Here is a 25,306-nt window from a genome sequence, read left to right on the forward strand (position 1 = left end):
CATTCCCCGTAACGTCCACCTATGACTGATATTCCTTCCTATCCTGCCCCATCGCGCAAACTTCGCATCGGCTTCGTCGGCGGCGGGCGCGGTGCGCTTGTTGGCCAGTGGCACGCCATGGGCGTTCGTATGTCGAACCGCTGGGATATCGTGGCCGGTGCATTGTCGTCCAAGCCCAATGTCGCGGCGGCCTCCGCTGCCGATTGGGGCATCGCCCCGGACCGCAGTTACGCAAGTTACGCAGATATGGCGAAGGCGGAAGCCGCGCGCGACAATGGTATCGACGCGGTGGCGATCTGCACGCCGAACCACACCCACGCGCGCATCGCAAAGGCCTTCATGGACGCTGGCATCGCCGTGGTGTGCGACAAGCCCATGACCGCCCATTGGGCTGAGGCAGAACAGCTTGCCGAGCAGGCCAGCACAGGCGGTCATTTTTTCGCGGTCACCTACCCCTACATCTTTCACGCCATGGCGCGGCAGGCGCGGGCGATGGTGGCGGCGGGCATGATCGGTACGGTGCGGCAGGCCCATGTGGAATATGTGCAGGAGCACGCCGCCGGACCAAAAAGAAACGGCACGGGCCGCTGGCGCGACGACCCGCAAAAGTCCGGTCGCACTGGCGTGACCGGCGATATCGGCACCCATGCGTTCCATCTGCTCACCCACATCACCGACCGTCCGGCGCGGAAGGTCTCGGCCCGCTTCCATCAATGCGGCACTGCGACGGGGCTGGAGGACACCGCCTTCATGCAGCTGCAGCTGGAAGGCGGTATTCCTGCCACGCTATGGTGCACCCAAGCGGCCCCCGGCAACGCTTGTGGTTTACGGATTCGCATTTATGGCGAAGCGGGCGGCATCGAATGGGACCAGCAGGAGCCGGAATTTCTGCGTTACACGCCAATAGGTGAAGCCACCCGCATCATATCACGTGGCCACGGCGCGGGGATTTTGCCGGAAGCTGAAAAGCTGGTGCGCCTGCCACGCGGCCATGCCGAGGCACTGCCCGATGCGTGGTGCAATCTCTACACCGAAATCGCCGTGGCGCTGGACGCGAAACTGAACGGCATTACGCTGGAAGCAGGCACCGTGCTTGTGCCCGATGTGACCGACGGAGCGCGAGGCGTGTTCTTCTCCGAAGCCGCTGCCGACAGCGCGGAAGCCGATGGCGCTTGGCACGACTGCTGGTGGGAGCCGAAAAATGGATAATCCGCACATCATAGTTCTGGGCCGCGCGGGCCTCGACCTTTATCCGGACCCGCCGGGCACGAAGATCGAAGACGCGCTCACCTTCACCTCCGCGCTTGGCGGCTCCTCCGGCAATATCGCTGCTGGCCTCGGTCGCCTCGGTTCCCGCGTGTCGCTGCTGGGTCGCGTGTCGGATGATGCGGTGGGCAAATATACGCTCAACCAATGCGCCCCCTACGGCATCGGTACGGACAATGTCGTTGTGGAACGCAGCGAAGTCCGCACAACGCTTGCCCTGTCGGAGACCCGCACCGGCGACACGCAAACCGTTATCTACCGCAACGATGCCGCCGATCTGAACCTGCAAGTTGAAGACGTCGAATGGGTCGAGTGGGAGACGGTGAACGCGCTCATCTTCACCGGCACATCGCTGGCGAAGGAGCCATCGCGCACCGCAACACTGACCGCAATCGACATGGCCAAGGCCCACGGCATCACGGTGATGTTCGATGTGGACCACCGCGCCTATAGCTGGGCGTCCGTCGAGGAGGCCGCGCAGGTTTGCGGAGCCGCTGCCGAAAAGTGCCACATCATCATCGGCAATGATGACGAGTTCGGTGTGCTGGCTGGCGATTACGACAAGGGCCGCGCCCACGCTGAGGCGCTGGCCACCGATGGACGCATCTGCGTTTACAAACGGGGCGCAGATGGTTCGATCACATTTGATGGCAGTGGGGGCGACGGACGCGACGGCGACAGTTTCGACACCGGCATCTACCCCGTCACCGCCATTAAACCCACCGGTGCGGGCGATGCTTTCATGGCAAGTTTCGCCCATAATTTCATGCGTGATGTCGATCTTCGCACTTGCGTCGCGCGTGGCTCTGCAGCCGCCGCCATCGTTGTCACCCGCGTCGGCTGCGCGCCCGCTATGCCCACCGAAATTGAACTCGCTGACTTTATGTCTGCCCCTTCTTCGCAAACCGCCTGAGGCTATCCGATGCACTTTCCGCCCCATGACAATGCCAACGCTCCCATCGTGGATGTCGAGGACAGCCGCGTTCCGCTGAACTATTTCAACATCGTCAAACTGAAGCCCGGCCAGGCCTTCGAATATCAAACACCCGGCTACGAAACCTGCATCGTACCCGCCACCGGCACTGTGCATGTCGACGTCGAAGGCGAGCGGTTCGAGAACCTCGGCAACCGCACCGGCGATGTGTGGGGTGGTGAGCCGGAAGGGCTGTATGTGCCCGTCGGCGCAAAAGCCGTTATGGAAGCCGTCACCGAAACAGAAGTGTTCGTGGCGGGCGCAAAATACGACAAGGTGCTCACGCCCTTCGACGTGCGCGAGGCCGATCTCGATCTGGTGCAATACGGCTCCGACGACACCAAGACCCACCGCAAGATCAAGCACATTCTCGGCACGAAATATAACGACCGCGTGGGCCGCTTACTGGTGTCGGAACTGTTCACCGTGGGCCAAGGCGGCTGGTCGGGCTTCCCGCCCCACAAGCACGACACCGATCGCCTGCCGGACGAGAGCCGCCACGACGAAACTTATAATTTCCGCTTCAAGCCCGACAACGGTTTTGGCCTGCAACTCGAACAGCGCGAAGACGGCAAGACCGGCGATGCGTGGCATCTGACAGACGGGTCCACCATCGTGCTGGACAAAGGGTTCCACCCCTGTGTCGTCGCGCCTGGCTACGAGATGTATTATTTCACCATTCTCGGCGGCCTGTCCCAGCGCCCGCTTGTGCAGTATTTCCAGCCCGACCATGCGTGGCAGATCGAAACCATCCCCGGCATCAAAGACATGATCGCCAAGTTCAAGTGAGGCGTTAGCCTCCCGACCTTGCCTTCCTGCATAAAGAACGAGTCCGTACATGCCTGCCGTTTCCATCACACGGATGCTCGCCGATACCAACGCTGCCCCTCTCGGTGAACGCCGCGCTGTTGCGGGCGTGGTCGTACTCGGTTGGGAAGACGCCCGCGCCTATGTGGACGCTGCCGAAGAGGTCGGTTGCCCACTTATCCTGCAAGCCGGGCCGGGTGCGCGGGCCCATATGCCGGTGAACCTCATCGGCCCGATGATGCGCCATTTGGCTGACGCCGCCAGCGTGCCGGTGGCCGTCCACTTCGACCACGGCAAAGCGCTCGACGAGTGCATCGCCGGTCTTGAGCACGGCTTTACGTCAATTATGTATGATGGCTCATTGCTGCCCGTGGATGAGAACATCGCGACGAGTTGCAAAATCGCGGAAGCCGCACGTTCTGCCAATGCTTCCTTTGAGGGCGAAGTTGGCGTTGTGGGTTATACCGATGGTGCAGCTTCTCATGGCACATCTGTCGAAGAAGTTGCCCGCTACGACGCTGCCGTGGAGCCGGACGCGTTGGCAATCTCCATCGGAAATGTGCATCTGCAACAGGAGAAGGCGGCAACCATCGACCGCGAGTTGCTGACGGAAATAGAAGCCCGCACCACCGCGCCACTTGTGCTGCACGGCGGCAGTGGCATTGCCAATATCGACCGCCGCTGGCTCGCCGCAAACAGCCGCGTCGCCAAATTCAACATCGGCACAGAACTGCGCATGGCTTTCGGTAAATCCCTGCGCGACGGCCTGGCCGCGGAGCCGGACCAGTTCGACCGCAACCGCATTTTACAGGCAACGATGGACCCTGTGAAAGCGACCGCTATCGACGTGTTGCGCGGTCTGTGGGAGCCGTCAGCCTAAGTTTTCTGCGCACCTCAAAGCACAAAGACCCGCGTAACATGCTGTGATGAATCTCATTGGTCCTGCTGCGCAGCCTGCTTAACCTTGTGCCACGCCGTAACCGAACGGTAACCATGCCGCTTCATTGAAGAGAACAAGTGGGGTAGGGCTTGTCGGACAGATTGTTGGCCGGTGCGGCATTTGCCGATAGGAGCGGGAATATCATGACAGCTTTGAAACAGGCCTCGGCGGCCTTCAAACGAGCCTGCTGGTGGCTTGCACTGTTCTCCTTCGTGGTGAACCTGCTGATGCTCACAATGCCTCTCTACATGCTGCAGATTTATGATCGCGTGCTGACTTCGCAGTCCATGAGCACGCTGACGTTCCTGTCGATCTTTGCAGCAATCTGTCTGGTAGTTTTGGGCCTGATGGAAGCCCTGCGCGGCATACTCGCTTCCCGTGCTGCAAGCCGTCTCGAAGTCATGTTGGGTTCGGAAGTGCTTGGCGCCATGATGAGCCGTAACCGCGCGCCGGAGGCTGCTGGAAACGGTATTAACGATCTCAATCAGGTGCGTGGCTTCGTCGGCTCCCGCGCTGTCTTTGCTTTGATGGACGCACCCTTTGCGCCGCTGTTTATCGGCATCCTTTGGTTCATTCACCCGGTGTTGTTCTGGATGACACTGGCCGGTGTCATAGTTCTGGCCGCACTCGCTATTTTCAACCAGTGGCTCATCAACGGTCCTTCGCTGGAAGCTGGCCAGCAACAGGCCGGTGCCGGTGCCATGTCGCAAGCGCTGTCGCAAAACGCTGAAACGCTGCGCGCCATGGGCATGATGCAAAACGGCATTGCCCGCTGGGGTTCGTTCAACGCGGAAAAACTCATCGCGCAGGACAAGCTTGAGCAACGCAATAACTGGATCACAGGCTTGTCGCGCACACTCCGCTTGGGCTTGCAGATTGCCATTTTGGGCGTCGGTGCCTTGCTGGTGTTGCAGCAGGAAATGACTGCCGGTGCGATCTTCGCATCTTCGATTATTGCAGGCCGTGGTCTTCAACCTATCGATCAGGCCATTGGCTCGTGGAAGCAAATGGTGTCCGCCCGCCAAGCTTGGAAGCGCGTGCAGGCCATGTTGCAGCGCGAGGGCGACCCTATGCCCCGCACAGAAATGCCAACACCGCAGGGCGCGATCGATGTGCAGGGCGTGTTAGTTATGGACCGTTCCGGCGCATCCGCTCCTCCCATTCTCAATCGTGTTTCGTTTGCGCTTAAACCGGGTCAATCTCTCGGCCTCGTGGGGGCTTCCGGTTCAGGCAAGTCGACACTCGCGCGTTTGCTCGTTGGCGCGCAGGTTCCGCAATCCGGTTCCGTGCGCATTGACGGGCACGACCTCACCAACTGGGATCCTGAGCAGATCGGCCCCCATATCGGCTATCTCGGGCAGCAGGTTGATTTGTTGCCCGGCACGATCGCGCAGAACATTGCCCGTTTCGATCCGCAACCCGATGACGCGATGATCCGCGAAGCGGCGAAAAAAGCGCAGGTTGAGTCGCTCATTCAAAATCTGCCCGACGCTTACGAAACCCGCGTCGGCATTGGCGGTACCGGTCTGTCCGGTGGCCAGCGCCAGCGCATCGGTTTGGCCCGTGCATTCTACGGCAATCCGCAGATCATGGTGTTGGACGAACCCAACGCCAATCTCGACGAAGACGGCGAAATCGCGCTTCACAAAGCGCTGCTCGCTGCAAAGGATGATGGCCACACTGTTGTTCTGGTCACCCAGCGCAAACAGGTGTTGGCGGCAGTTGATATGGTGCTGCGTCTGAACAGTGGCAACGTCGAATTCTTCGATACCCGCGAAGAATATGCGAAAAAACTGCAGGAGCTAGTGGATGCCCGCAAGGCGGAAATCGCGTCCCGCAATCAGGGTTCGCAAGGCGGTGTCGAGGGAGCAGTGCCCACTCTGCCAACCGCACCATCAGGCGGCCCGCGGCCCGGTTCCGGCTCAGCCGCTGCACCACCTGCTGTGGTCAGCGCCAGCGCTCTGGCTGGTAAAGCACCAAATGCGCCTAGGGGTCGTCCGGACTTCTTAAAACCGCGCAAGACAATTGATGCGACCTCAAACGAAAGCCCACCAAAAGCCTGACGGGCAACTGAGTTGACCGGAGTTTTATCGCTAAACCCGTCAGCACAGTTGGTTCATCTGTGACATATCACTCCGCTTAGCCTCGTGAACGATGCCGCACAGTTTAGTCGTGATTTGGCGGGCGGGGATAATTGCCACTGAAAACGAAAAAGACCCCGCCGAACCGGGAGGAGGTTCGACGGGGCCGCTATGCTCCGGGGCCTATCTGGGAGGAAAATGGCCCGCGGAGAGTCTGGTCTTAAAAGTCGCCGTTAGGCGGCTTTCTTGCCATATGGCCACACGTTCATCGCGCTTTCGCGTGCAACGGTGAAGCCATCGGAAGCAACGTCGCGGACGGTTTCAGCAGCGTCACGCACGTAGTTGACGTTTGCGGAAGTGTTGTCGCGAACATAGTCGGACTGGATGCGGACGGCTTCAGAAACCGATTTGGCGTTTGCCAGTTTTTCGACGGTTGTCAGTGCGCGGTTGACGTTGTTGTGGGTCAGTTCTGCAACGGAACCCAGCATGGAGACGTAACCGGAAGCCATACGCTTCAAGGAGCCTTCGAGTGTGGTGTTCAGTTTTTCGGAACCTTCATACAGGTCATCAGCACGCTCTTTAGCGGTTGCAGCGGAGCGACGAACGAACTCACGAGTGCCTTCGGCAACTTTCGTCGTGGCGCGGGTAGCGGCCGTGGTCACGTCTTCAGCTTTGATGGTGTCGTCGGTTTTGATGGTTTTTGCGGTCTTGTTGGTCATTGTCATGTTTCCTTGGTTCAAGCGGTTCTGCGGTAGGCTCACCCTCAATTGGCATGAGCGTCGCGGTGACAAACCCTATCTAGGCCGATTTTTGTGCGTTGCAACAAAATAATACATCTTACGTAAGCGTAAGTCGTGCAATTTTGATTAAGTCATTGAATTTTAGTGATAAGAAATTTTCAGATTTTTCATTTTATCGTGTTGCAGTGCGATTTAGGTGGCCTCAAAGCACCCTACTGATATGGGCGATTGTTCCTTTTCGCTTCCCTGCACGCCCGCCATGCGCCACACCAAGCGGTATAACTAAGAACCAAACGGATTGCGGAGCGTTTCCCGTTTCACCGTGGAAAGTATGTAGAAAGCACCCAGCCCGAAGATGAGCCGCGATCATAACATCGATTTGACCGCGCAGGATAAAGAGCGGCTCGCACGGCTGGCGCGCATCAAACGTGTGGCCGTTGCAGCACTTATCGGTTGTTTCGCAATTTTTCTCACCGCCCGCTGGGGCATGAGCGCCTTTCCCGCGCAGGCCGCATGGCTGGGTTTCGTGGCAGCAGCCGCAGAAGCTGCGACAATCGGTGGGCTGGCCGACTGGTATGCCGTCGTCGTGCTGTTTCGCCATCCGCTAGGCGTGAAAATTCCGCACACCGCTATTATCCCCTCCAATCAGGAGCGGATTGCCGAAAACATGGGCACCTTCATTGAAGACAACTTCATGAAGCCGGAACTGGTGCGCGAAAAACTCGAAGAGATCGACTTCGCCCGCCACGCTGCCGATTATATCGCAGATCACAAACGCGCGGAGAACCTTTCCCGGTTGGCGCTGAAAATGGTGCCGGAAGTGCTGGGCGCTATCGAAAATTCAGGCTTCAAGACATTTGCGACCAACGAGGTGAGCAAACAAATATCCAAAGTGCAGATCGCGCCGCTGGCAGCAAACCTCGTCGACAGTTTCACCCACGACCGGCGTATGACACAGTTGACCGACGAAATTCTGTCAGCCCTCGACCGTCTGCTCCACGACGAAACAACGCTGGACACGCTGCGAAAGCACGTCGCCGACGAGCTACCGACGCTGCTTTATGTCGTCCAAGCAGAGTCCACGATCATCAGCCGAATCGTCAAATCCGGCTCCACGCTGCTCGCCGAGGTACGCGCCGACCCCGAACACCCCATGCGCGAGGAAGTGCGCGAACTGTTCGGCGACTACGTTACCCGCCTGAAGAGCGACAAGAAATTTGCCCGTCGTGTAGAGCGGTTGAAGAACGATCTTCTCAACAGCCCCGAACTCGCCAATCTCGCTGATGGCATCTGGCACAATCTCCAGCGCTATGTGGCCGCCGACGCTTCCCGCGATAAGTCTGTTCTGGCCCGCGAATTGGCATCGATGCTGGTCAGTCTCGCTGCCCGCGTTTCCGCCGATGACAAGCTGCGCCACGATATCAACGAGGGCATGGTCACCGCGCTTTTGCTGCTGGTGGAGGCCCGCAAGCACGAAGTTTCCGCTTTCGTCACCGATCAGGTACGCTCCTGGGACTTCAAGCGGCTGGTCACGCTGATCGAGGCCAATGTTGGCGCTGATCTGCAATATATCCGCTTCAACGGCATGGCGATTGGTGCGGTGGCAGGCGTTATCCTGCACAGTTTCGACATCACGCTGTTTTAAAATTATGCAACGGGATCACGGCCTTCGCCGTTACCCCCACAGAAATTTTCAACGGGAGACAATCACATGGCAGACGATAAGAGCAATCCAGCTGGCCCCTTCTTCGACGCGTTCCGCAATTTCGGCACCAATCTGCGCCTGCCCACGGTGACGGTCGACGACATGATGGCCCATCACCGCGCCAACATTGCCGCGATGGAAAAGGCTGCCCGCAACACCACTGAAGGCACGAAAGCCGTGATGGCCGAACAGCGCAAGGCGCTGGAAGCGACGCTGGCTGACATCACCAAGATGGTGGAAACCGCCCGCGAAGGTGGCATGAACCGCGAAACGGCGCGTGAGCTGCTGGCTGAACAGGTGGCCTTCACCCAGCGCAGCTTCGAGCGCACGCTGGAAACCGCAGGTGCCGTAGGCTCCGCCATGCGAGACACCACGTCCGACAACATGGCAGTGCTGCGCGAGCGCGTTCAACAGGGCATCGAGGAAATGAAAACCACGATGGACCGCAATGACGGCGACGAGCCGCCGGTCAAAGAGAGCTGATCCCAGCCAATCATACAGCTGTCATCCCCGCGAAAGCGGGGACCCACTCCTCCGCAAGACGTGGCGGCGGCTACTTTGCTGCCACGCCGGTCAGCAACCAACTGAATCGCCAACAATGTCATCCGCTGGAAAGTGGGTCCCCGCCGGAGCCTGTCCTCGGGCTTGACCCGGGGGCGGGGATGACGGCGGTGGGTGGATTGCGGGCGTGTGAAAACCTCGATCCGCCTTCCGGCGTCCAAACGATAAGCAAGGTGTCGCCATTCGCCCTTTGCGAATGGTGACACCGTAAAAATGAGCAGGCGGCGAAGAGCCGCCCGGCAATAGCTTGCCGCGCCCGCGCAGCGAAGGCCAAGAGGCCAACAGCGTGAGCGCAAAGATGAGCCAGCGAAGCGAAGGTCTTCGTCTCTTGCCGGTAGTCTCGGCGTTGGTGACAAACACCTTCGCCCCGCCCGGTTCTGCTGCGGATGCTTCCCAGCACCAATCCCGTCACCTCCCCGAACACATATTCATTGCTGAACATGCCGGCCTTGCCTTCGGCCCGCCATTGCTGACATTCGACGTCCGGTCCCGGGCTATTGTGGTGTCCGTCGTCAGGGTTTTTGGGAGGGATTGCAGCTTAGTTTGAGCGAGAGCTTGGCTCATCTGTTGGTTGATTTTATGCGGCTTGGTTGCGGTATTGCAAACGCCGCTGTTTAAACGTGTCTCGTTTGATCCTTTCGCGTTCGAGTAAGATGGTCTGGCCACGTCTGAAGTAGACGTCGGCAGGCGTCAGGTTCCGCAGGCTCTTGTGGTAGCGGTGGTGATTGTAATGCTCGACGAAGCGCTCGATGCTGGCTTTGAAATCACCGGGCAGAAAGGTGTTCTCCAGCAGGATCCGGTTCTTCAGGGTCTAGTGCCACCATGCTGGAAGCATGTCTCCGACATGGTCGATCTTGCCCTGCGTTTGTGGATGATACGGAGCGCCACGAACGTGATCCATGTTCTGCGATCCCAGCCAATCTGCGAGTTCACTAGAGACGTAACTGGAACAGTTGTCGGACAGCAGGCGTGGCTTGTGACGAACAGCACCTTGATCGCAACCGGAAGTCTGTAGAGCCAGCTCCAGCGTGTCGGTCACATCGCTGGTCTTCATGGTGGTGCACAGCTTCCAAGCCACCACGTAGCGTGAGAAGCATGCCCTCGGGCTTGACCCGGGGGTCGTCGAGGAGGGTCGATAGATAGTACCAGCCCCAACCGACGATCCCCGGATCAAGTCCGAGGACAAGCCTTGATGGTGGTGAAGTCCGTCTGCCACATCTGGTTAATAGCCGTGGTTTTGTCTCCCAAAACATAGGGGAACTCATCGGCTGCCTTGATAACGACGAAGGCCGGACTGGTGATGAGATCGTGCGCCTTCAACAATCGATAGACGCTGGCTTCGGATATCGAGCGCGCAGGAACGCCACTGGTCCAAGTGACCAGCGCGAGGGTAGCGCTGGGTGTCTGTGAACCGAACGGCCAATTCGCGTGGCGACAGTTCTGGTTCGTCCAGTGCCATATCGACGATCCGCTTCCTAACATCATCGGGAATGCGGTTCCAGGCGCGCAAAGGCTTGGGAGAACGGTCCTCCAGAGCCTCAGCCCCACCGGTCAGGTACTTGTCGTACCAGCGATAGAACGTGGTGCGGGGAATACCCAACCTGTCGATGGTCTGCTTTGTCGGCAGATGTGACTTTTCCACCAATCTGATGATCTCAAGCTTCTCGGATGCGCGATATCTCATTCGATCATCGGCCTTGTGCTCGAACCGGCGGCGCACTGGCGGCCTCTATCCCCATCCGCGATCATGCTTTTTTTGAGAAGGCGAAGTTAAAGACGTCGCGGTCCGAGGCGTAGAGCGTTGTAGTGTCCTTGGTGACGTCGACATTCGGGTTGTAGACGCCCCTCGACCAGTTGAGCACGCCCGGAACCTTCCAGCGCGAATCGCCAACGCAGTCTCCTGCGATGCGCTGCAGGGTCGAGACCAGCTCGTGGTCGTAGATGCGACCGTAGTCCGGACCGGTGACAGCGCGGGGTGGCCGCTCGTCATTTACATCATTGTCGTTGCTGTTCTCCTAGACGGACGGTCCGAGAACCTCTCTCTCGACCTCCAAACCCGTCACGGCGACAGCCGCAGGCCTCTTCCTCTAAAGGGGGCGTTGCGGGGTCTCCCCGCTGAAGGGGTAGGGCGAGACTACAGGCTCGACCGCAGGGAAAGGCTTCCCCCTCCAAAAAAATCAATTTTGTTTTGATTATTAATTTGGAACTTAGGCCGGCACGCCGAACAGCTCACGTCGCCTGGACCGATAGTTTTCGGCACGGAAATGACCGGCAACCCACCCATCGTCTTCCTGCAGAAAACGGATATTGGGATCGCTTTTCCCGTCTTCGGCTTTCCGATTGGCGACCTAGTGGAAGTAGAAATGGTTCAACAGGCGGAAAAACTCGGTGACATAGACGTCGGCGACCCGGGTATCTCCACGAATGAGGAGCATGTTTTCATCATTGCTGGTAAGTGAGTCGGGAGAGAAATTTGCCAACCCGGTAAATATCAATGGATCGTCGGTCATGACATCGACGCCCATATATTTCGTGTGGATGAAGAACACGTGGCCGGATGACCGGAAATGATGCTCCCGCCACATCCAATGTTCGAGCTCGAAGCCCGGGACCTCGCGCCAATTGCCCATACTTCCGACGATGCCGAGGCCCTGACCAAAGACAACACGCGTGTCCCTGTCCCGCTCGACCATGTCCTGAGCGCCTTCGCCCCGGCTACTTTGCTCCATCAGCACGTAGCGCAGATAGTCGCGATCATTGTCAAAATATTTTGCAAGCCGCGTAGTAACGCCGAAAGCTGAGGTCAGCATCACCGTCTGTTGCGCTTCTTCGATACGACGACCGTACCAATCGAGCATGGCGGAGCCTGGCCGCGGCGAGAACAGCGGCGTTATGCTGTTCTGCGGTAACTGCTCATTCGGATCTGGATTATGCTGCGCGGCGAACGCTTTCATGTCTTCGCGCTGTGCATCGACAGCAAGCAATTCGAAGTAGTCCGCATAGGTTCTTGCGACCGCTTCATCGCGGACGATATGTCCGGTGTTGCTTTGACCGCAAAATCCGGATTCGGTGATGTTGGTCGACCCCGTCCAGACCTGTGTCGGGTGGCCGTTCTCTTTCAGGACAATGAACTTGTTGTGCGTCAGCGCGATAAAGTTGATCTGCTCTTTGAAGTGTAGATTGGCTCGACCGGTGAAGGGCTCGATGGCAGCGCGGTTCATCTTTCCATATTTGGTTTCGACCCGGCGGTTCTCGCTGCGTTTGAAGAAGTCTGCCTCGAAGGCGACCTCAACCCGCACGCCGCACGTCGCGCGCCGCAGCGTCGGCAAGTGCCTGCAATATGGGCAGGTAGGTCAATTCATAAAACCCGCAATGCAGGCTGAAACGACTGTCACGCGCCTGCGCGATGAAGGACAGAGCGCCTTCCAGCAGCCCGCGCGAGATCCATTTGGTAGGCTCTGCTTCGGGATCGTTAAGCTCATCGGCCAGCTCTTGCTGTGTTAGCAAACTCCCTTGCTCAAATTTCTCGGCATAGGCCTGACTGATAATGGCCCCACGATTGAATAAGATCGAGTGGGTGCCGTCGTCTTTGGATTCGGTTCGGACAGTGATCTCGATATCCGTTCCCGCGCGCAGGTTGGATGAATCGCCGTTCGCTGGCCGAAACATTGGGCGGATCACATAGTGGTATTCGGTGTCCAGCTCGGCCCAATAATGACCCCATTTGAAATCCTGCACCGGGTGTTCGGCGGTTTTGAAACGTTCCGCTCGTTCCGGATCGGGTTCAACTTATTGGAAGCATTTGAACCCGTTGAGCCAACGAATGGCGTCACCAACTGCGGGTTTTATTCCGACCCCAAAGCCGAGGAATCCATCCAGTGCATTTTTGCGCGCATTCATGGCGAGCATGACCGCGCGCGTCCCTGATATTGCTTGGACAGAAAACCCGTCTGTTTTTTCAATCAACCGCATTTCAGAACCATCCTCAGTATTTCTTAGAAAATTACTGATTATTATGATATCAATCTAAATTTCTACAATATATATGAGGTGCGGACAGCCGTCGGATTCATTCATCAGAATGAGAGGTGCGAAAATATTGGTCTCCTAGAAGTATCGGCTGTCAGAGCTCTATCCCAACGTTCGGTCGGCTGGCATTGTCACGGTGTCTCTGGCTAATTTGGTCGCCCCACAGGCGACAAAATTCATGATCACTAAAGTGAATAGGCGCTGAGCTTTGAAATTATATCTTTATATCGCCATGGCCATAAAAGAGAGACAAAGCTGAACTGGGTTCTCAACCAGTTGCTGAACTCTTGGCATAACTGTCAAGGATAGTTGCGCCCACACGTTTTTTCCGCAAACAGTCATATTTGACGGCTAATAACTGGAAGAGCGTCAGATATGGCAGTTAATATAAGTTCACTGAACGCACGGCGGGCGCTTGAGGCTCTGGGCGCGAACGTCAAGACTGCGCGCTTGAAGCGACGCATCTCCGTAAAGGGGTTCGCCGAGCGGGTCGGTGTGTCCGAAAGCACCATCACACGCCTGGAGAAAGGCGACGACGGTGTCAGCATTGGCACGCTGGCGATGGCTTGCCTCGTCCTTGGCGAGATCGAGCGCATTTCCGATTTTCTTGATGCCGGGTCCGACGATACCGGGCTGCTTCTTGATCGGGAAGCGCTCCCCAAACGGATCGATAAAAAGCGAAAACCCGGATCACCGCCATCCGACAAAGGCCACTCCGCCCCCTTGTCCGATGCGGATGATGAAGAAGGGGTCGGTTTCTGATGCCGGAAGCGATCGTCGCCCTTGGAGAAGGCAAGCGTGTCGTCGGCCGTCTGCGCTTTGAGAGTGACGGGCGGCGTCAGCATTCGCAGTTTGAGTACGCCGACGAATGGCTGGCCGCATCCGACCATTTCGCGCTGTCGCCCGGATTACCCCTGCGCGAAGGCCGCCATTTCAGCACCGGCAAGGAGGACAAGCGTTCGGCATTGTCCGGATGCTTTGCCGACGCCGCACCGGATTCCTGGGGGCGGGCTTTGATGACCAAGGCGCTCGGCGGCGGTCTCAGCGAGTTCGACTATCTCGTGCTGTCCGACGATCGCACACGGCAGGGCGCGTTACGGTTTCTCGGCGAAGACATGGAGCCGCTGTCCGACCTGACGCCGACGATCCCGCGTCTGGTCGAGCTTGAACGGTTGCGCGGGCTTACCCAGCGGTTCGAACGCGATCCTGGTGGCGCGGAGGAAGAGGCGCGCGATCTGGCCGGTATTGCCGGCTCGCTCGGCGGCGCGCGCCCGAAGGCCAATGTCGAGGGGGATGGCCACCTCTGGATTGCCAAGTTCACCTCCGCGCAGGACACCAAGCCTGTCGAACGCGCAGAGGTCGCCACGTTGAAACTTGCGGCCATGTGCGGATTGCGGGTTGCCGAGGCGAAGTTGGAGTTACGGGACAGTGACAGCCCGATCGCGCTCATACGGCGGTTCGACCGCCGCGGTGAGACGCGCATCCCTTATATTTCAGCGAGAACCGCGCTGGACTGGCAGGGTGACGAAGGCGGCTACTATACGGATATCGCAGATGTGATCCGGCAGATTTCCAGCAAGCCCGTGGATGACCTGCACGAGCTCTGGCGGCGGATCGTCTTCACGATCCTCGTGTCAAACAAGGACGATCATCTGAAGAACCACGGATTCATCTATGCAGGTGGTGATCGTTGGCGGCTGTCACCAGCCTTCAACATCAATCCCTCACCATCACGGCACAGGGTTCTGGAGACCGGTATCGTCCAGGGCGGTTCGTTCCACGCCTCGCTTGATATCGCGCTAGAAGCCTGTGAGTTTTTCGACATTACGCCTGTCGATGCTAAGCAGAAGGCGTTCCAGATGGCGGAGATGATCGCGAATAACTGGAAACAAGCATTGCGCGAAGAAGGATGTTCCACAGTAACCGTGCAAATTTACGCCGATGCGTTCAATCATAATGAGAGCAAGCGTGCATTAGCTATCTGATCCGGCCCGAGAGCATTAATGCTTACAGCCATGTTTAGCTCTGCTCTATCATTGTTATAGCCTTGCATTGGCGAAGATGCCGTAGAGACCGTATATAGATGAAATCATTTTGGAAGTAGGAACGCATTGTGTGGCAGTATTGAAAAGACGAACAAGCGGAATCCCGAACTGTATTCTCCGGGGTCGGGCGATCTCCGCAAATGCGGATTTCTATCTCGCTCATGTTACAGCGGTTGGGGTGGCCCGCGAGATTATTCGAGCAGATTAAATCGAATCCCGTGTCTGCAAGGCACTGGGGGAGAATCTCATATATTTTTTCGCGATGCGTCCAGCATACAAGTTACTGGGCGAAGACCAGAAGAATGACATTCTCGATTATTTCCCATTTTTTCCTGGTCAGTACGGAAAATCTCGGCGCTCCTTATCATGTATACCCTTTTGACACGGGCGGCGCCCTCGATGAGGGGGCCAGCCCCGCAGTGTATCTTGAAGATTATGCGCTCGAAGAAACACTCCGAGCTGTCAACAATCATATTGCATGGGCTTTCGGGAATTCTGCCGATTATTACGATGGCAAGTTGAGGTCAGACTTTGGAAAGGACATTCCAGACTGGGATTCCGGTCCAAAAACATTCGGTAAGATAGCAAGACTGGCTTCTGTCGGCAGCAATCGTCCGGATCGACGCGCTTCCGCCATCGAAGTGGCATATGCTCGGCACGTACCGTTGAACGATGTGAAATTTGCGGTTCTGCCGTATCAGTTTCTTGAGGATCCCAGCGGACGCAATACCGACATGATCGATAAGCTCACAGCCTGGAGTTGCCTGGGAAACCTATCAATGGCGACCAAACCGCGCGCCTGCCGACTTCCATAGTGAAATAAACAGGCTGGTTCGTGAGCATCTCGCCGCAAGTGGCCAGTTATGAGCGACGTAGAGCTTAGCCTCAGTCTGATTGGCTGACCTGCGATCCGACTTCCCTCCAGCCATAGGGAGAATTCGTCGGTTGATTGATGGCCTTATGCGGCCTGTTTTTGCAGCGCCGTTTTCATGGCGAACTCGATGGGCGTGATGTCGCCCAGCGAGGAATGTGGTCTCTCCCGGTTGTAGTCTTCCTTCCATTCACTGATCTGTTGGCGGGCCTGCCGCACGGACGAGAAGAGCGTCTCGTTGAGACATTCATCCCTGAAGCTGCCGTTGAAGCTCTCGACGAAGCCGTTCTGCATCGGCTTGCCGGGCGCGATGTAGTGCCATTCGACGCCCGTTTCCTGGCACCACTTCAGGACCGCCATGCTGGTCATCTCAGTCCCGTTGTCAGAGACGATCGTGCGTGGTCGTCCACGCCGTTGGATGATCGCATCCAGCTCACGTGTCATCCGCAGGCCGGACAGCGACGTATCAGCGACGTATCAGCGACGAGCGCTAGGCATTCCCTGCTGAAGTCATCAACTACAGCCAGCACCCTGAACCTGCGTCCATCGGTGAAGGCGTGCGACACGAAATCGAGGCTCCACCGTTCATTGGCACAGCTTGGCACGACCATCGATCGACGCGTCCCCAACGCCCGCTTGCGGCCGCTACGCTTGCGCACCTGAAGCTTCTCCTCGCGATACATCCGTCGCAGCGTTCCGCCGCAACCGCCTTCATGGCCTCACGCAGATAGGCGTCATTCGGCTTCACATTTGTATAGCGCACCGTCGACCTATCAATGTCCAAAGTGGAACACGCCCGCCGCTCGCTCACGCCGTGCGTCTCGCACAGGTGCGCCACGGCTTGCCTTCTGGCGGCGGGCGTCACCACTTTTTTGCGTTGATGTCTCGCAGCATGGCATTGTCGAGCATCTGCTCCGCCAGCAGCTTCTTTAGCCTGGCGTTCTCGTCTTCAAAGGCCTTCAACTTGCGGGTGTCAGACACATCCATGCCGCCGAACTTCGCCTTGTATTTGTAGAACGACGCCGTGCTGACACCATGCTTCCGGCAAACCTCAGCAATCGGCAGAGGAGACCTGCTCCTTCACAATTCCGATGATCTGTTCGTCGCTGAACCGTGATCGCTTCATAATCCGCCTCCTTAAAGATGACAAATTCTACCCAAAACTGGATTAAGAAATGGGGCGCAGGTCAACGCGTACCCTCTAAGTCCGGCGTCAGCACCAATGGAATAGCACGCGCTGATTTTCTAACGGAGTGGTCTGGCTCATCATCACCCACGATGAGTGACCGATGAGACAGAAGACAGAACTCCACCAGGATGCCGCCGATCGGACGGCGAAGGACATCCGTCGCAAGACACGCAAGCGCTCCGCCAGCAAGGAGAATATCCGTATCTTGCTTGCTGGACTACGCGGCGAGGACCGCATTTGGCCGGAACCAGAAACTTCATGATCCTCGAAATTCAACGAAAAGCGGACATTTAAACCTAGCTTACTTTATCATCTTTACAGGCAGAATGAAGACTTGATCTGCCGGTAAAGTCGAGCTCTACATATCAAGTTTCGCCAAGCTCTTCGTTGAGACAGTATCATGACTTTGCGTGTTTTCCCATTCCGCGATCAGGGCATCACCTTTGCCTTTGAACTCATCAGCCAGGAAAGTGCATTTTGAAACACGGTCCAACCTGAAGTGGTGCGCTGATTGTCGTAGTTTGCACCATGCAACGGCGAGCGCCATGTCGACATAACATATAAGCACCAGAGGCCAGATAACCCGTACCGTTCATCGTTCTTTCACATCAGCGTAAGTTAGTTTCATCTTCTGCTCTTGCCGGATAACTAGCCTTAGCTTCGACAGGTCGACCGCAGGTATATTTTTCGCGCCCAATGACGATGCAATCAATTTGCAGGTTCTGGCAGCAATTGTTTGCAGTTTGCTCGACGCACGACGTGCGGCCTGCCACAATTTTGGATCGCCGGTTCGCGCGATCATGTTCAAACCGACTGCAATAGCCTCCGCTTCATCCCCATCGAAATTGACGGGGGAAGATCGCATCCCTGCCTCATGACGCAGCCTATTCTAGGTTCGCATAGAATCGGGATTTGCATGGCCTGCAAGGTAGCAATGTCACGATATATCGTTCGAATATACACCTCCTATGTCGCTGCAAGATCGTGCGCCAAGACCGATTTTCTGGCAGTGCGCAGAAGCTGAATGACTTCGAAAAATCTTGTTGCCTTGGACACGATCAAACCTCGTAGAATTGCATCGAACTGAATTACTACTGACGCATAGTTGGCAGCAGCGACCCAGTATCGATAGCGCAATCTCTTTGAGAATCGTGCTGTGAAAAATCAAGAATCCGAGACCTGAACAACAGGTGTCGCGCTAGTTGTCCTGCCTGCAATCGTTTTCAGCTCTGCGGGCATATTTACCAAATGGGCGCCCACACCATCGGGGATATCGTTTTTGGCGCGGTGTTTCCGCTGCGAACTTTACGCTGATTTATCTGGTAATGCGCAGGCATTCGGTCCTCGAAATGTGCGTGCTCGGTAAACCTGCATTTTTCGTCACGGTCATGATGGGCCTTGGGACAGCCACATTCATTCCGGCCTTCAAGCTGAGCAGTGTTGCAAATGTTGCCTTGATCTATGGGGCTGCACCATTCGTGGCGGCAGCGTTGGTCTCTATCTTCACCAAGGAATTGCCGACCCACACTGTGATGATAACCAGTTTCGCTGCGTTTCAGGGCGTACGGGTGGTGGTGTCTGGTTCCCTTGGCAGCAGCCGTTTGCAAGGCGACGACTTGGCCATGTTCATGACCGTGATGATGGCATGCACAGTGGCGGGATACCGAACATATCCGGCCACGACAGCGGCGCTGCCAGCAGCACTGTCATTCATCATCCTGCTTTCGTTCACTTTTGTTTTTGGCGATCCTTTTTCCGCGTCCTCCACACAGTTGCCAGTGCTGATCTGTTTTGGGCTCGTATTCGCAATTGCATCTGTCACACTGTCGGAAGGTGCGCGGCGTCTGCCGTCTGCCGATCATTAAAACCTAAGTCGATTTCTGATGAGGCCCCAACCTTCCAACATAATCTTCCCGATGGTACGTTCGGTTTCGACCATCTGGTGCGCCTTGCGGATATAGACAGCGTTGACCGGCGATATGGTCTCGGTGCCCGTTGCACGAATGCAGCCCGCGTCGATTTCGCCTGCTACCCACGTCAGCAGCCTGTGCTGTTCTATAATATCTGGCGTCTTATGCATGGCGCAGGCAAACATGAACTCCCAATGAAAGGCTCGCCGCGACCAGCACGATCTGCGGCGTGTTCAGTTATTCATAAACATATGCTCGCGTTGCCAAAATATCTGGCGGGCTAACGAGCCGATGTTCGCCGTTAGCAATCAGTGGTCGCGTTTCAAGTGGCGCTTGCAGCAGGCTGATCGGCGATCATAACCATCTTCTCTCGGAAGTTTTTTAAATTGAGGTCAGCTTTGTCGATGCAGCAATGCACTGCATAATTCGGTGCGTCCTGAAAGACGGGGTGATCGACATCGGAGGATATGACGACGATTTTTCCGTCGAAGCCTGCTTCGCGGATTTTGGGCACAGTTTTGCGGAAGTCTGTGAACGGGTGCAGACGGTTATCCAGCAGCACGATGTTGGGCATATCTTCGGCGATCACATCGACGGCCGCTTGCAGCTCCTGCGAGTAGCGCATTTCGAGATCATCAGAATTCATCGTGTAACACCGAAACAGCTCGTGCTGGTGGGCGTTATCATCGATCAAGAGTATTTTCGTCATTTTGGTCGTTCTTTCAGGTTCTACGTTCCGCCCGTATTACGCTGAATTTTTACGCTGGATTTTCCTCTTCTGGTTGCCTGTTTCGTGCGATTTTACGCCGCCCAGACCAACTGTGTGGCGGCATCGTTTTCAGTGATGTGCAATTGGTCGATGACTCCGCAAATGGCTGCAAGGCATTGTTTGTCGAGTGGTTTGTTGACGAAGAAATGCGCGCCAGCCTTGAACGCGTTTTGCCTGTCGGCAGGATCATCGGAACCGGAGCACATGCCGGCGATCAGGCGCGCATCGCCGAATTCTTTGTCGATCAGTTTCAACGCCTCGTTGCCATTGATGCCCGGCATGTTGAGGTCGACCAGAATGACCATGGGCTGGTCTGCATCGCGTTTCTTCATCGCGGCTTTTAAAGACGCGTATGTTACGTGATGCTTCAGCCGCACGCTGACCTGCTGCCGTTCCAGCAGCAGCTTGGAGATGAAAGCCTCGTCGTCTGAATCATCGAGATAATGAATTTCCGGGATCACCATATCAGCCATCTTCTGACACCTTGTGCGGCAGGTAGATGTGGAAGGCCGCGCCGCCCAGCGCGCTGTCGGTGCATTCGATCGTGCCGCCATATTGCATGACGATACGCTGCGCGATGGACAGGCCGAGGCCGGTGCCTTCCACCTCGTCGCGGCGCTGTAAGCGGCTGAACAAGTTGAAGATGTCTTTTCGCGAATCGGCTGGAATGCCCGGTCCATTGTCTTCCAGCACGAAGAGCCAGCCGGTTTCCGTTTGTGATGTGGAGAGCTTTACGACGGGCTTTAGTTTGTCGGAGAATTTCAGTGCGTTGCCGATGAGGTTCTGAAACAGCTGCATGAAATGCACCGATGCACCCTTGATAACGGGAAGGTCGGCAACCTCGATGACGGCGTTGTGTTCCTTGATGGCCAGCGCGAGGCCATCCAGCACATCCTTCATGATTTTCGACAGGTCGGCATCTTCCAGCTCCACCCGCGCGTCGATGCGGGAATAGGCCAGCAGGCTGTCGATGATGCCTTTCAACCGCGAGGTGTTGCTGCCGATGCGTTTGAGAATTTCGGTCTGCTTTGTCTCATCCACATTGAAATCAGGATCGATGAGCAACGTGGCCATGGATTCGATCAGCCGCACCGGCTCCTTCAGGTCGTGGGAGCAGACATAGGAGAAGCGGTTCAGCTCTTCGTTGGAGCGGCCCAGTTCCTCCAGCGTGGATTGCAGATCGACCTCTTTCTTCTTTTCTTCCGTGATGTCGCGGAACACGCCGAACAGGGATTCCGCTTCACCATCATCACCCTTGTGTAACGTGGCGATGGTGCGAACGATGCGCTCCTTACCATCTGCGCGGATGATGCGAGCTACCATTTCAAACGGCGCATTGCGCTCCACCGTTGCTTCCAGATGGTCGCGTACCATCGACACGTCGTCGGCATGATAGAAGTTCAGCGCGCTTTCCAGATCAGGCGAATAGGTCTCATGGGTGGTGCCATGAATGACGTGCACCTGCTCGGACCAGAACACCTCATCGTGTTTGAAATCGACCTTCCAGTAGCCGACGCCGGACAGGGCCGCGGCGAGTTCCAGCTGCTCTTTTCGTTCACGTATCGAGTTCAGCATATCGCGGTCGGCGGTCACGTCCGCCATTGTGCCCACCAGCTTGATCGGCGTGCCCTCGTCGTCGCGCACCACCTGCCCGTAAGACTTCACCCAGATATATTGGCCGTCGCCACGCTTTACCCGATAGGTTTCGTTGAAGGGGTGGTCGCTGGTGAGGTGTTGCTTGCGGCTGCGGTTCACCTTCTTGCGGTCTTCGGGGTGAATATAAGCATCCATGGCGCGGCTATAGTGTCTGCCGCCCTCACTGCGCACACCCAAAATTTCGCTCTGTCGTTCCGACAGATAAACATCGCCGGAAATCAGGTCCTCTTCCCACAGCCCGATGCGGGAGGCTTTGAGGGCCTGGCTCAGGCGCAGTTCGCTTTGCATCAACGCGGCTTCTGCCTCGTATTGCTCCGTTACGTCTTGCACGATGGCGTAGATGGCGGTGTCGTTTTGGGTGGGGTGTTTGGCCGGAATGCCGCTAGTGCGCGCCCAGATGTCCTGCCCGTTTTTCAGCCTGTAGCGCGATGTCTCCGATAATTTGGGATCGCCTGTTTCCAGAATTTCCAGATCGCGCCGCTTGATCGCTGCCCCGGAATCCTTGCTGAAATTGTCTGCAAACACGCCCTTTTTCAAATCTTCAACCGTGCTACCCAACAGCTTGGCGGCCTGACCGTTGGAGCGGATAACGCGGCCTTTCCGGTCGCGCACCATGATGCCAACCGGCACGGTATCGAAGATCAGTTGCAACTCGTCGCGGGCGCTCATCAGTTCCGACGTGTTGTCCACCACCAGCACGATGGCACCCAGCAACTCGTTTGAGCTGGAAAAATGCGGCACGATCTTCATTGTCGCGCTCTGCGTCTTGTTGCGGATATGCCATTCCATCGGCTCGCCTGTATCGAGCGCCGCCTGCAGGCTGTCGACAAGATCGGGATAGCCAGGGCGCATTCTGCAGCGGCTGGCATGGGCCAGCGTCAGGTCGTGGGAGATGCCGAAAAATTCCTCCGACACGACACTGGCATTCGTGATCGAAAGGTTGCGGTCCACCACCAGCAGCGGAATGGTGACATTGTCCAAAATGCTAGACAGGCTCTGGTTGAGGATCGACAGCTGTTGCGCGTTAACCTGTAATTCCTCGTTGACGGTGGATAATTCTTCGTTGGTGGATTGCAGTTCCTCGTTCGACGTTTCCAACTCTTCGTTGGTGGACTGCAACTCCTCGTTGCTGGATTGCATCTCTTCGTTCAGCGCCTGCAACTCTTCATTCGAGGTTTCCAACTCCTCCACGGTTTGTTGCAGCGTGGTCTTGGCGATCACCAATTCGCTGCTGAGGTCCGCTACCTGTTTACGAAGAGCCGCGGCCGACGGGCTGGCATCGAGCGGTTCGATCTCGACGCTTTCCTCTTTCCATTCCTTGAACACGGCCAGCGCCATCGGCCCTTCGCAATGTTCGGTCTCGATTGGGTAGATCGTCACCTTTTCGCGCAGGGTTCCCTCGCTGCCCTCTACCGTTTGGGTGAACCCTTCCGACACGATTTGATTGCGCAACACACCGGGCACAGAGGCTTGCAGATCACGGCAAAAAGGTTCGCGAATAAGCGACGTTACCTTGGTGTCGACCATGCCGGAGGACACGCCGACATAGCGCTGAAAATCGCCGTAGGATTTCACGATGTTTAGTTTCGTATCGATCAGCACCGCAGCCGTACCAAGCCGCGCGATCAAGGCCTCCAACCGGCCCTCCGCCTGGGCAAGTTGGACAGCAGGCACCATCTCGACATTTTGCTGCGCTTTATTAATGGGCGCAGGGCGCTGATACAGCATTTCGCGCGGTGCGCGGCGCTCCTTCGACGGGCGTTGGAAAAACAGATGCTTGTCGCCATCGGCGGGGCTGAATAACGCTTCGGAGGCAGACACGGCTTCCGATTTCCCCAAGAACAGCAGCCCGCGCGGCAGCAGCGCGTAGTGGAACCTGTTGAACACTTCCGACTGTAAACTGGCCTGAAAATAGATCAGCAGGTTGCGGCAGCTGATCATGTCCACCTTCAGGAAAGGCGGGTCCTGCGCGATGTTGTGGACGGAGAACACCATCTTTTCACGCAGCATTTTCTTGACCGTGTAGCCGGACGGCACCTCGTCGAAATAGCGGCGGATTAAGTGCGGTGGCACCTGGTCCAGCGCGCTGTGCGGGTAAAAACCCCTGCGGGCAATTTCAATCGCATGGGTGTCGATGTCGGTAGCGAAAATCTGCAATTTCGCGTTATCGGCGGCACCGTTTTCTCGCATGGCTTCGGAAAACAACATGCCGATGGAATAGGCTTCTTCGCCCGTCGCGGTGCCCGGCACCCAAACGCGGATATGGTCCTTGCCCTTACCGGCCACGATGGCCGCGATATGGGTTTTCAGCGCGTCGAACTCGACCGGGTCGCGAAAGAAGGACGTGACCGAGATCAGCAAATCCTTGAACAGCAACTGCACCTCGTCGGGCGAGTGGCGGGCGATGTCCACATAGTCTTCCAGCCGTGCATTTTTGGTGGCCGCCATGCGCCGCTCGACCCGGCGCTGAAATGTGGCCGTCTTGTAGTGGCGAAAGTTCACTTTGGTCTGGTCGTGCAGCAGCTGAACGAGTTCCGACGTCGCATCCAAATTCAGCGGCGAAGCCCGCAGCGCCCCCAGATTGCGCGGCAGTTTGGTGATCTTGGGAATTTGCGCGCCGATCTCCTCCGGCGACATCACGAGGTCGATATTGCCGCCCTCCATGGCAGCCACCGGCATGCTGGAATATTTCGCGGTCAGCTCGTCCTGCGCGATGGTGATGCCGCCATGGGCACGAATGCTGGAAATGCCCTTGGCCCCGTCGGACCCCGTGCCTGACAGGATCACCCCGATCGCAAATTCCTTCTTTGCCATCGCAAGCGAAGTGAGAAACGTATCGATGGAAGGCTTCGGCGCACCCGGCTCGGTGCTGGGGTCCACCAGTCTGATTTTGTTGTTTTTGACGATGGCATTCTTGTTGGGCGGCGTGATGTAAATCGTGTTCGGCTTCGGAGCCAGATTGTCCGTCACATCCTGCACATCGATGGTCGCCTCGCGACCGATGATTTCCGCCAGCATGCTTTTGTGATGCGGCGCCATGTGCTGCGCCACGATATAGGTGACGGGCAAATCATCCGGCAGGTTGCGCGCCAACCCCCGCAGCGCCTCCAACCCACCAGCAGACGCACCAAGGCCAACCCAAAACCGGGCCTTCTTGGCATCACCCCCCGCACGCTTATTCGCTTTAACCAACGACCCAACCCTCACGCAACAAAAGCGTGTAGGTTAAGAATTGCAATCTATGATTGTGAGGTCAAGCGATTAAACTCCTATCCGCAACCGAGTCTTAATGTTGGTTTCCGCCAGCACCTGCAACGTCCTGCAAAACCAGTCTTACTTGTCTAAACAAAACTCCGCAGACTTCTGTGCCAGATGGAAATTGCTTGACCATAACCGGTCGAAGACAAGCGAGCTGTCGTTATAGAAAGCACTGCCGGCAGATCGGAATCTGCCGAACGCTTAGACAAAGAAATATACCATACCATTCTTATACAACTTTTGTGATTTGCAAGAATGCGCTCAGTCAGTCAGCCGACTCACTGCACTTCTGCCAAAATCTCAGAGGGTGGAAACAGTGTGCCGGACCGTCGATGGCCGACGACCATCATCACCTGCACATTGGCCGTGTTTGGACGTTCAAGTTCGCATACGTCGCGGTAGACAGCATTTGTTCGGAACAGCTGCACAAAGATTACCACCGCCGATTTGGAAAACGAGTCCGGATGATCATACGCTTTGCTGTGACCGGTGGCATCGTAGGCTCA

At 56.8% G+C, this 25,306-nt stretch carries 21 protein-coding genes and 3 pseudogenes; 11 read left to right on the forward strand and 13 right to left on the reverse strand.

Annotated elements, in window-relative coordinates; genetic code table 11:
* The first annotated feature begins 21 nt into the window (after positions 1-21).
* From R2A130_RS16305 to R2A130_RS16325, 5 genes are all read left to right on the forward strand, one after another.
* Entirely contained in the window at positions 22-1,209 is a 1,188-nt protein-coding gene (locus R2A130_RS16305; RefSeq protein WP_009465290.1) for a Gfo/Idh/MocA family protein, read from the forward strand.
* Entirely contained in the window at positions 1,202-2,179 is a 978-nt protein-coding gene (iolC, locus tag R2A130_RS16310) for a 5-dehydro-2-deoxygluconokinase (RefSeq protein ID WP_009465291.1), read from the forward strand. The genes R2A130_RS16305 and iolC overlap by 8 nt, the downstream gene beginning before the upstream one ends.
* A 9-nt stretch (positions 2,180-2,188) precedes the next feature.
* Positions 2,189-3,028, forward strand: coding sequence for a 5-deoxy-glucuronate isomerase (locus R2A130_RS16315; RefSeq protein WP_009465292.1), 840 nt, complete (start codon positions 2,189-2,191; stop codon positions 3,026-3,028).
* 49 nt (positions 3,029-3,077) lie between these two features.
* Positions 3,078-3,926 (forward strand): class II fructose-bisphosphate aldolase, encoded by an 849-nt coding sequence (locus R2A130_RS16320; protein ID WP_009465293.1) that lies wholly within the window; start codon positions 3,078-3,080, stop codon positions 3,924-3,926.
* 203 nt (positions 3,927-4,129) lie between these two features.
* Positions 4,130-6,049 carry a type I secretion system permease/ATPase gene (locus tag R2A130_RS16325; protein ID WP_050786200.1) on the forward strand — a complete coding sequence of 640 codons (1,920 nt, stop codon included), beginning with the start codon at positions 4,130-4,132 and terminating at the stop codon, positions 6,047-6,049.
* Positions 6,050-6,300: 251 nt separating this feature from the next.
* Here R2A130_RS16325 and R2A130_RS16330 read toward each other — a convergent pair whose 3' ends face one another.
* Entirely contained in the window at positions 6,301-6,786 is a 486-nt protein-coding gene (locus R2A130_RS16330; RefSeq protein ID WP_009465295.1) for a phasin family protein, read from the reverse strand.
* Between the two features lie 376 nt (positions 6,787-7,162).
* Between R2A130_RS16330 and R2A130_RS16335 the strand changes: the two genes are divergently transcribed.
* Together R2A130_RS16335 and phaP are read left to right on the forward strand one after the other, a co-directional pair.
* The gene (locus tag R2A130_RS16335; protein ID WP_009465296.1) at positions 7,163-8,452 is read left to right on the forward strand and encodes a DUF445 domain-containing protein; all 1,290 of its coding nucleotides are present in this window, start codon (positions 7,163-7,165) and stop codon (positions 8,450-8,452) included.
* Between the two features lie 66 nt (positions 8,453-8,518).
* Positions 8,519-8,995 carry a TIGR01841 family phasin gene (gene phaP, locus R2A130_RS16340; protein ID WP_009465297.1) on the forward strand — a complete coding sequence of 159 codons (477 nt, stop codon included), beginning with the start codon at positions 8,519-8,521 and terminating at the stop codon, positions 8,993-8,995.
* Positions 8,996-9,650: 655 nt separating this feature from the next.
* On the opposite strand, the pseudogene R2A130_RS16345 reads toward phaP, so the two are convergent.
* The 5 genes and pseudogenes from R2A130_RS16345 to R2A130_RS18585 all read right to left on the reverse strand — a co-directional run.
* Positions 9,651-10,757, reverse strand: a pseudogene (locus R2A130_RS16345) (DDE-type integrase/transposase/recombinase); the annotation flags it as partial.
* Positions 10,758-10,839: 82 nt separating this feature from the next.
* Positions 10,840-11,046: pseudogene (locus R2A130_RS18980) on the reverse strand (DUF932 domain-containing protein); the annotation flags it as partial.
* A gap of 375 nt (positions 11,047-11,421) precedes the next feature.
* Positions 11,422-12,402: a phospholipase D-like domain-containing protein gene (locus R2A130_RS16355; RefSeq protein WP_009465301.1), complete on the reverse strand. Its 981-nt coding sequence runs from the start codon at positions 12,400-12,402 to the stop codon at positions 11,422-11,424.
* Complete coding sequence (locus R2A130_RS16360) at positions 12,362-12,811, reverse strand: hypothetical protein (protein ID WP_009465302.1); 450 nt, start codon at positions 12,809-12,811, stop codon at positions 12,362-12,364. Before R2A130_RS16360 ends, R2A130_RS16355 begins: the two co-directional genes overlap by 41 nt.
* A gap of 51 nt (positions 12,812-12,862) precedes the next feature.
* Positions 12,863-13,045 (reverse strand): hypothetical protein, encoded by a 183-nt coding sequence (locus R2A130_RS18585; protein WP_156798583.1) that lies wholly within the window; start codon positions 13,043-13,045, stop codon positions 12,863-12,865.
* 432 nt (positions 13,046-13,477) lie between these two features.
* On the opposite strand from R2A130_RS18585, the gene R2A130_RS16370 reads away from it, so the two are divergent.
* The 3 genes from R2A130_RS16370 (at position 13,478) to R2A130_RS16380 (ending at position 15,962) form a co-directional block, all read left to right on the forward strand.
* Entirely contained in the window at positions 13,478-13,864 is a 387-nt protein-coding gene (locus R2A130_RS16370; RefSeq protein WP_009465304.1) for a helix-turn-helix domain-containing protein, read from the forward strand.
* Positions 13,864-15,087 (forward strand): type II toxin-antitoxin system HipA family toxin, encoded by a 1,224-nt coding sequence (locus tag R2A130_RS16375; protein ID WP_009465305.1) that lies wholly within the window; start codon positions 13,864-13,866, stop codon positions 15,085-15,087. Before R2A130_RS16370 ends, R2A130_RS16375 begins: the two co-directional genes overlap by 1 nt.
* A gap of 362 nt (positions 15,088-15,449) precedes the next feature.
* Positions 15,450-15,962, forward strand: coding sequence for a hypothetical protein (locus R2A130_RS16380; protein ID WP_040306377.1), 513 nt, complete (start codon positions 15,450-15,452; stop codon positions 15,960-15,962).
* 143 nt (positions 15,963-16,105) lie between these two features.
* Here R2A130_RS16380 and R2A130_RS16385 read toward each other — a convergent pair.
* The 3 genes and pseudogenes from R2A130_RS16385 to R2A130_RS17860 form a co-directional block, all read right to left on the reverse strand.
* A pseudogene (locus tag R2A130_RS16385) lies at positions 16,106-17,144 on the reverse strand (IS3 family transposase).
* Between the two features lie 421 nt (positions 17,145-17,565).
* Complete coding sequence (locus R2A130_RS19165; protein WP_371179401.1) at positions 17,566-17,787, reverse strand: hypothetical protein; 222 nt, start codon at positions 17,785-17,787, stop codon at positions 17,566-17,568.
* 12 nt (positions 17,788-17,799) lie between these two features.
* Positions 17,800-18,072, reverse strand: a complete 273-nt coding sequence (locus tag R2A130_RS17860) for a hypothetical protein (RefSeq protein WP_009465310.1) — start codon at positions 18,070-18,072, stop codon at positions 17,800-17,802.
* A gap of 490 nt (positions 18,073-18,562) precedes the next feature.
* On the opposite strand from R2A130_RS17860, the gene R2A130_RS16405 reads away from it, so the two are divergent.
* The gene (locus R2A130_RS16405) at positions 18,563-19,072 is read left to right on the forward strand and encodes a hypothetical protein (RefSeq protein WP_009465311.1); all 510 of its coding nucleotides are present in this window, start codon (positions 18,563-18,565) and stop codon (positions 19,070-19,072) included.
* Here the strand turns inward: R2A130_RS16405 and R2A130_RS16410 are convergent.
* From R2A130_RS16410 to R2A130_RS17865, 4 genes are all read right to left on the reverse strand, one after another.
* Positions 19,069-19,287 carry a hypothetical protein gene (locus R2A130_RS16410; RefSeq protein ID WP_247869288.1) on the reverse strand — a complete coding sequence of 73 codons (219 nt, stop codon included), beginning with the start codon at positions 19,285-19,287 and terminating at the stop codon, positions 19,069-19,071. The two genes, R2A130_RS16405 and R2A130_RS16410, sit on opposite strands and share 4 nt — an antisense overlap.
* Before the next feature lie 152 nt (positions 19,288-19,439).
* A complete protein-coding gene (locus R2A130_RS16415; protein WP_009465312.1) occupies positions 19,440-19,826 on the reverse strand; it encodes a response regulator transcription factor in 387 nt (128 codons plus the stop codon).
* Positions 19,827-19,918: 92 nt separating this feature from the next.
* Entirely contained in the window at positions 19,919-20,359 is a 441-nt protein-coding gene (locus R2A130_RS16420; protein WP_040306381.1) for a response regulator, read from the reverse strand.
* Positions 20,352-24,734, reverse strand: coding sequence for a chemotaxis protein CheB (locus R2A130_RS17865; protein WP_050786201.1), 4,383 nt, complete (start codon positions 24,732-24,734; stop codon positions 20,352-20,354). The genes R2A130_RS16420 and R2A130_RS17865 overlap by 8 nt, the downstream gene beginning before the upstream one ends.
* Positions 24,735-25,306: the final 572 nt, after the last annotated feature.

Source organism: Ahrensia sp. R2A130 (assembly GCF_000179775.1).
Taxonomy (GTDB): Bacteria; Pseudomonadota; Alphaproteobacteria; order Rhizobiales; family Rhizobiaceae; genus Pseudahrensia.

Coding starts and splice junctions, on each gene's coding strand:
- R2A130_RS16305 (WP_009465290.1), top strand. CDS start 22: ATGACTGATATTCCTTCCTATCCTGCCCCATCGCGCAAACTTCGCATC.
- iolC (WP_009465291.1), top strand. CDS start 1,202: ATGGATAATCCGCACATCATAGTTCTGGGCCGCGCGGGCCTCGACCTT.
- R2A130_RS16315 (WP_009465292.1), top strand. CDS start 2,189: ATGCACTTTCCGCCCCATGACAATGCCAACGCTCCCATCGTGGATGTC.
- R2A130_RS16320 (WP_009465293.1), top strand. CDS start 3,078: ATGCCTGCCGTTTCCATCACACGGATGCTCGCCGATACCAACGCTGCC.
- R2A130_RS16325 (WP_050786200.1), top strand. CDS start 4,130: ATGACAGCTTTGAAACAGGCCTCGGCGGCCTTCAAACGAGCCTGCTGG.
- R2A130_RS16330 (WP_009465295.1), bottom strand. CDS start 6,786: ATGACCAACAAGACCGCAAAAACCATCAAAACCGACGACACCATCAAA.
- R2A130_RS16335 (WP_009465296.1), top strand. CDS start 7,163: ATGAGCCGCGATCATAACATCGATTTGACCGCGCAGGATAAAGAGCGG.
- phaP (WP_009465297.1), top strand. CDS start 8,519: ATGGCAGACGATAAGAGCAATCCAGCTGGCCCCTTCTTCGACGCGTTC.
- R2A130_RS18585 (WP_156798583.1), bottom strand. CDS start 13,045: ATGCGGTTGATTGAAAAAACAGACGGGTTTTCTGTCCAAGCAATATCA.
- R2A130_RS16370 (WP_009465304.1), top strand. CDS start 13,478: ATGGCAGTTAATATAAGTTCACTGAACGCACGGCGGGCGCTTGAGGCT.
- R2A130_RS16375 (WP_009465305.1), top strand. CDS start 13,864: ATGCCGGAAGCGATCGTCGCCCTTGGAGAAGGCAAGCGTGTCGTCGGC.
- R2A130_RS16380 (WP_040306377.1), top strand. CDS start 15,450: ATGACATTCTCGATTATTTCCCATTTTTTCCTGGTCAGTACGGAAAAT.
- R2A130_RS17860 (WP_009465310.1), bottom strand. CDS start 18,072: ATGCGATCTTCCCCCGTCAATTTCGATGGGGATGAAGCGGAGGCTATT.
- R2A130_RS16410 (WP_247869288.1), bottom strand. CDS start 19,287: ATGCATAAGACGCCAGATATTATAGAACAGCACAGGCTGCTGACGTGG.
- R2A130_RS16415 (WP_009465312.1), bottom strand. CDS start 19,826: ATGACGAAAATACTCTTGATCGATGATAACGCCCACCAGCACGAGCTG.
- R2A130_RS16420 (WP_040306381.1), bottom strand. CDS start 20,359: ATGGCTGATATGGTGATCCCGGAAATTCATTATCTCGATGATTCAGAC.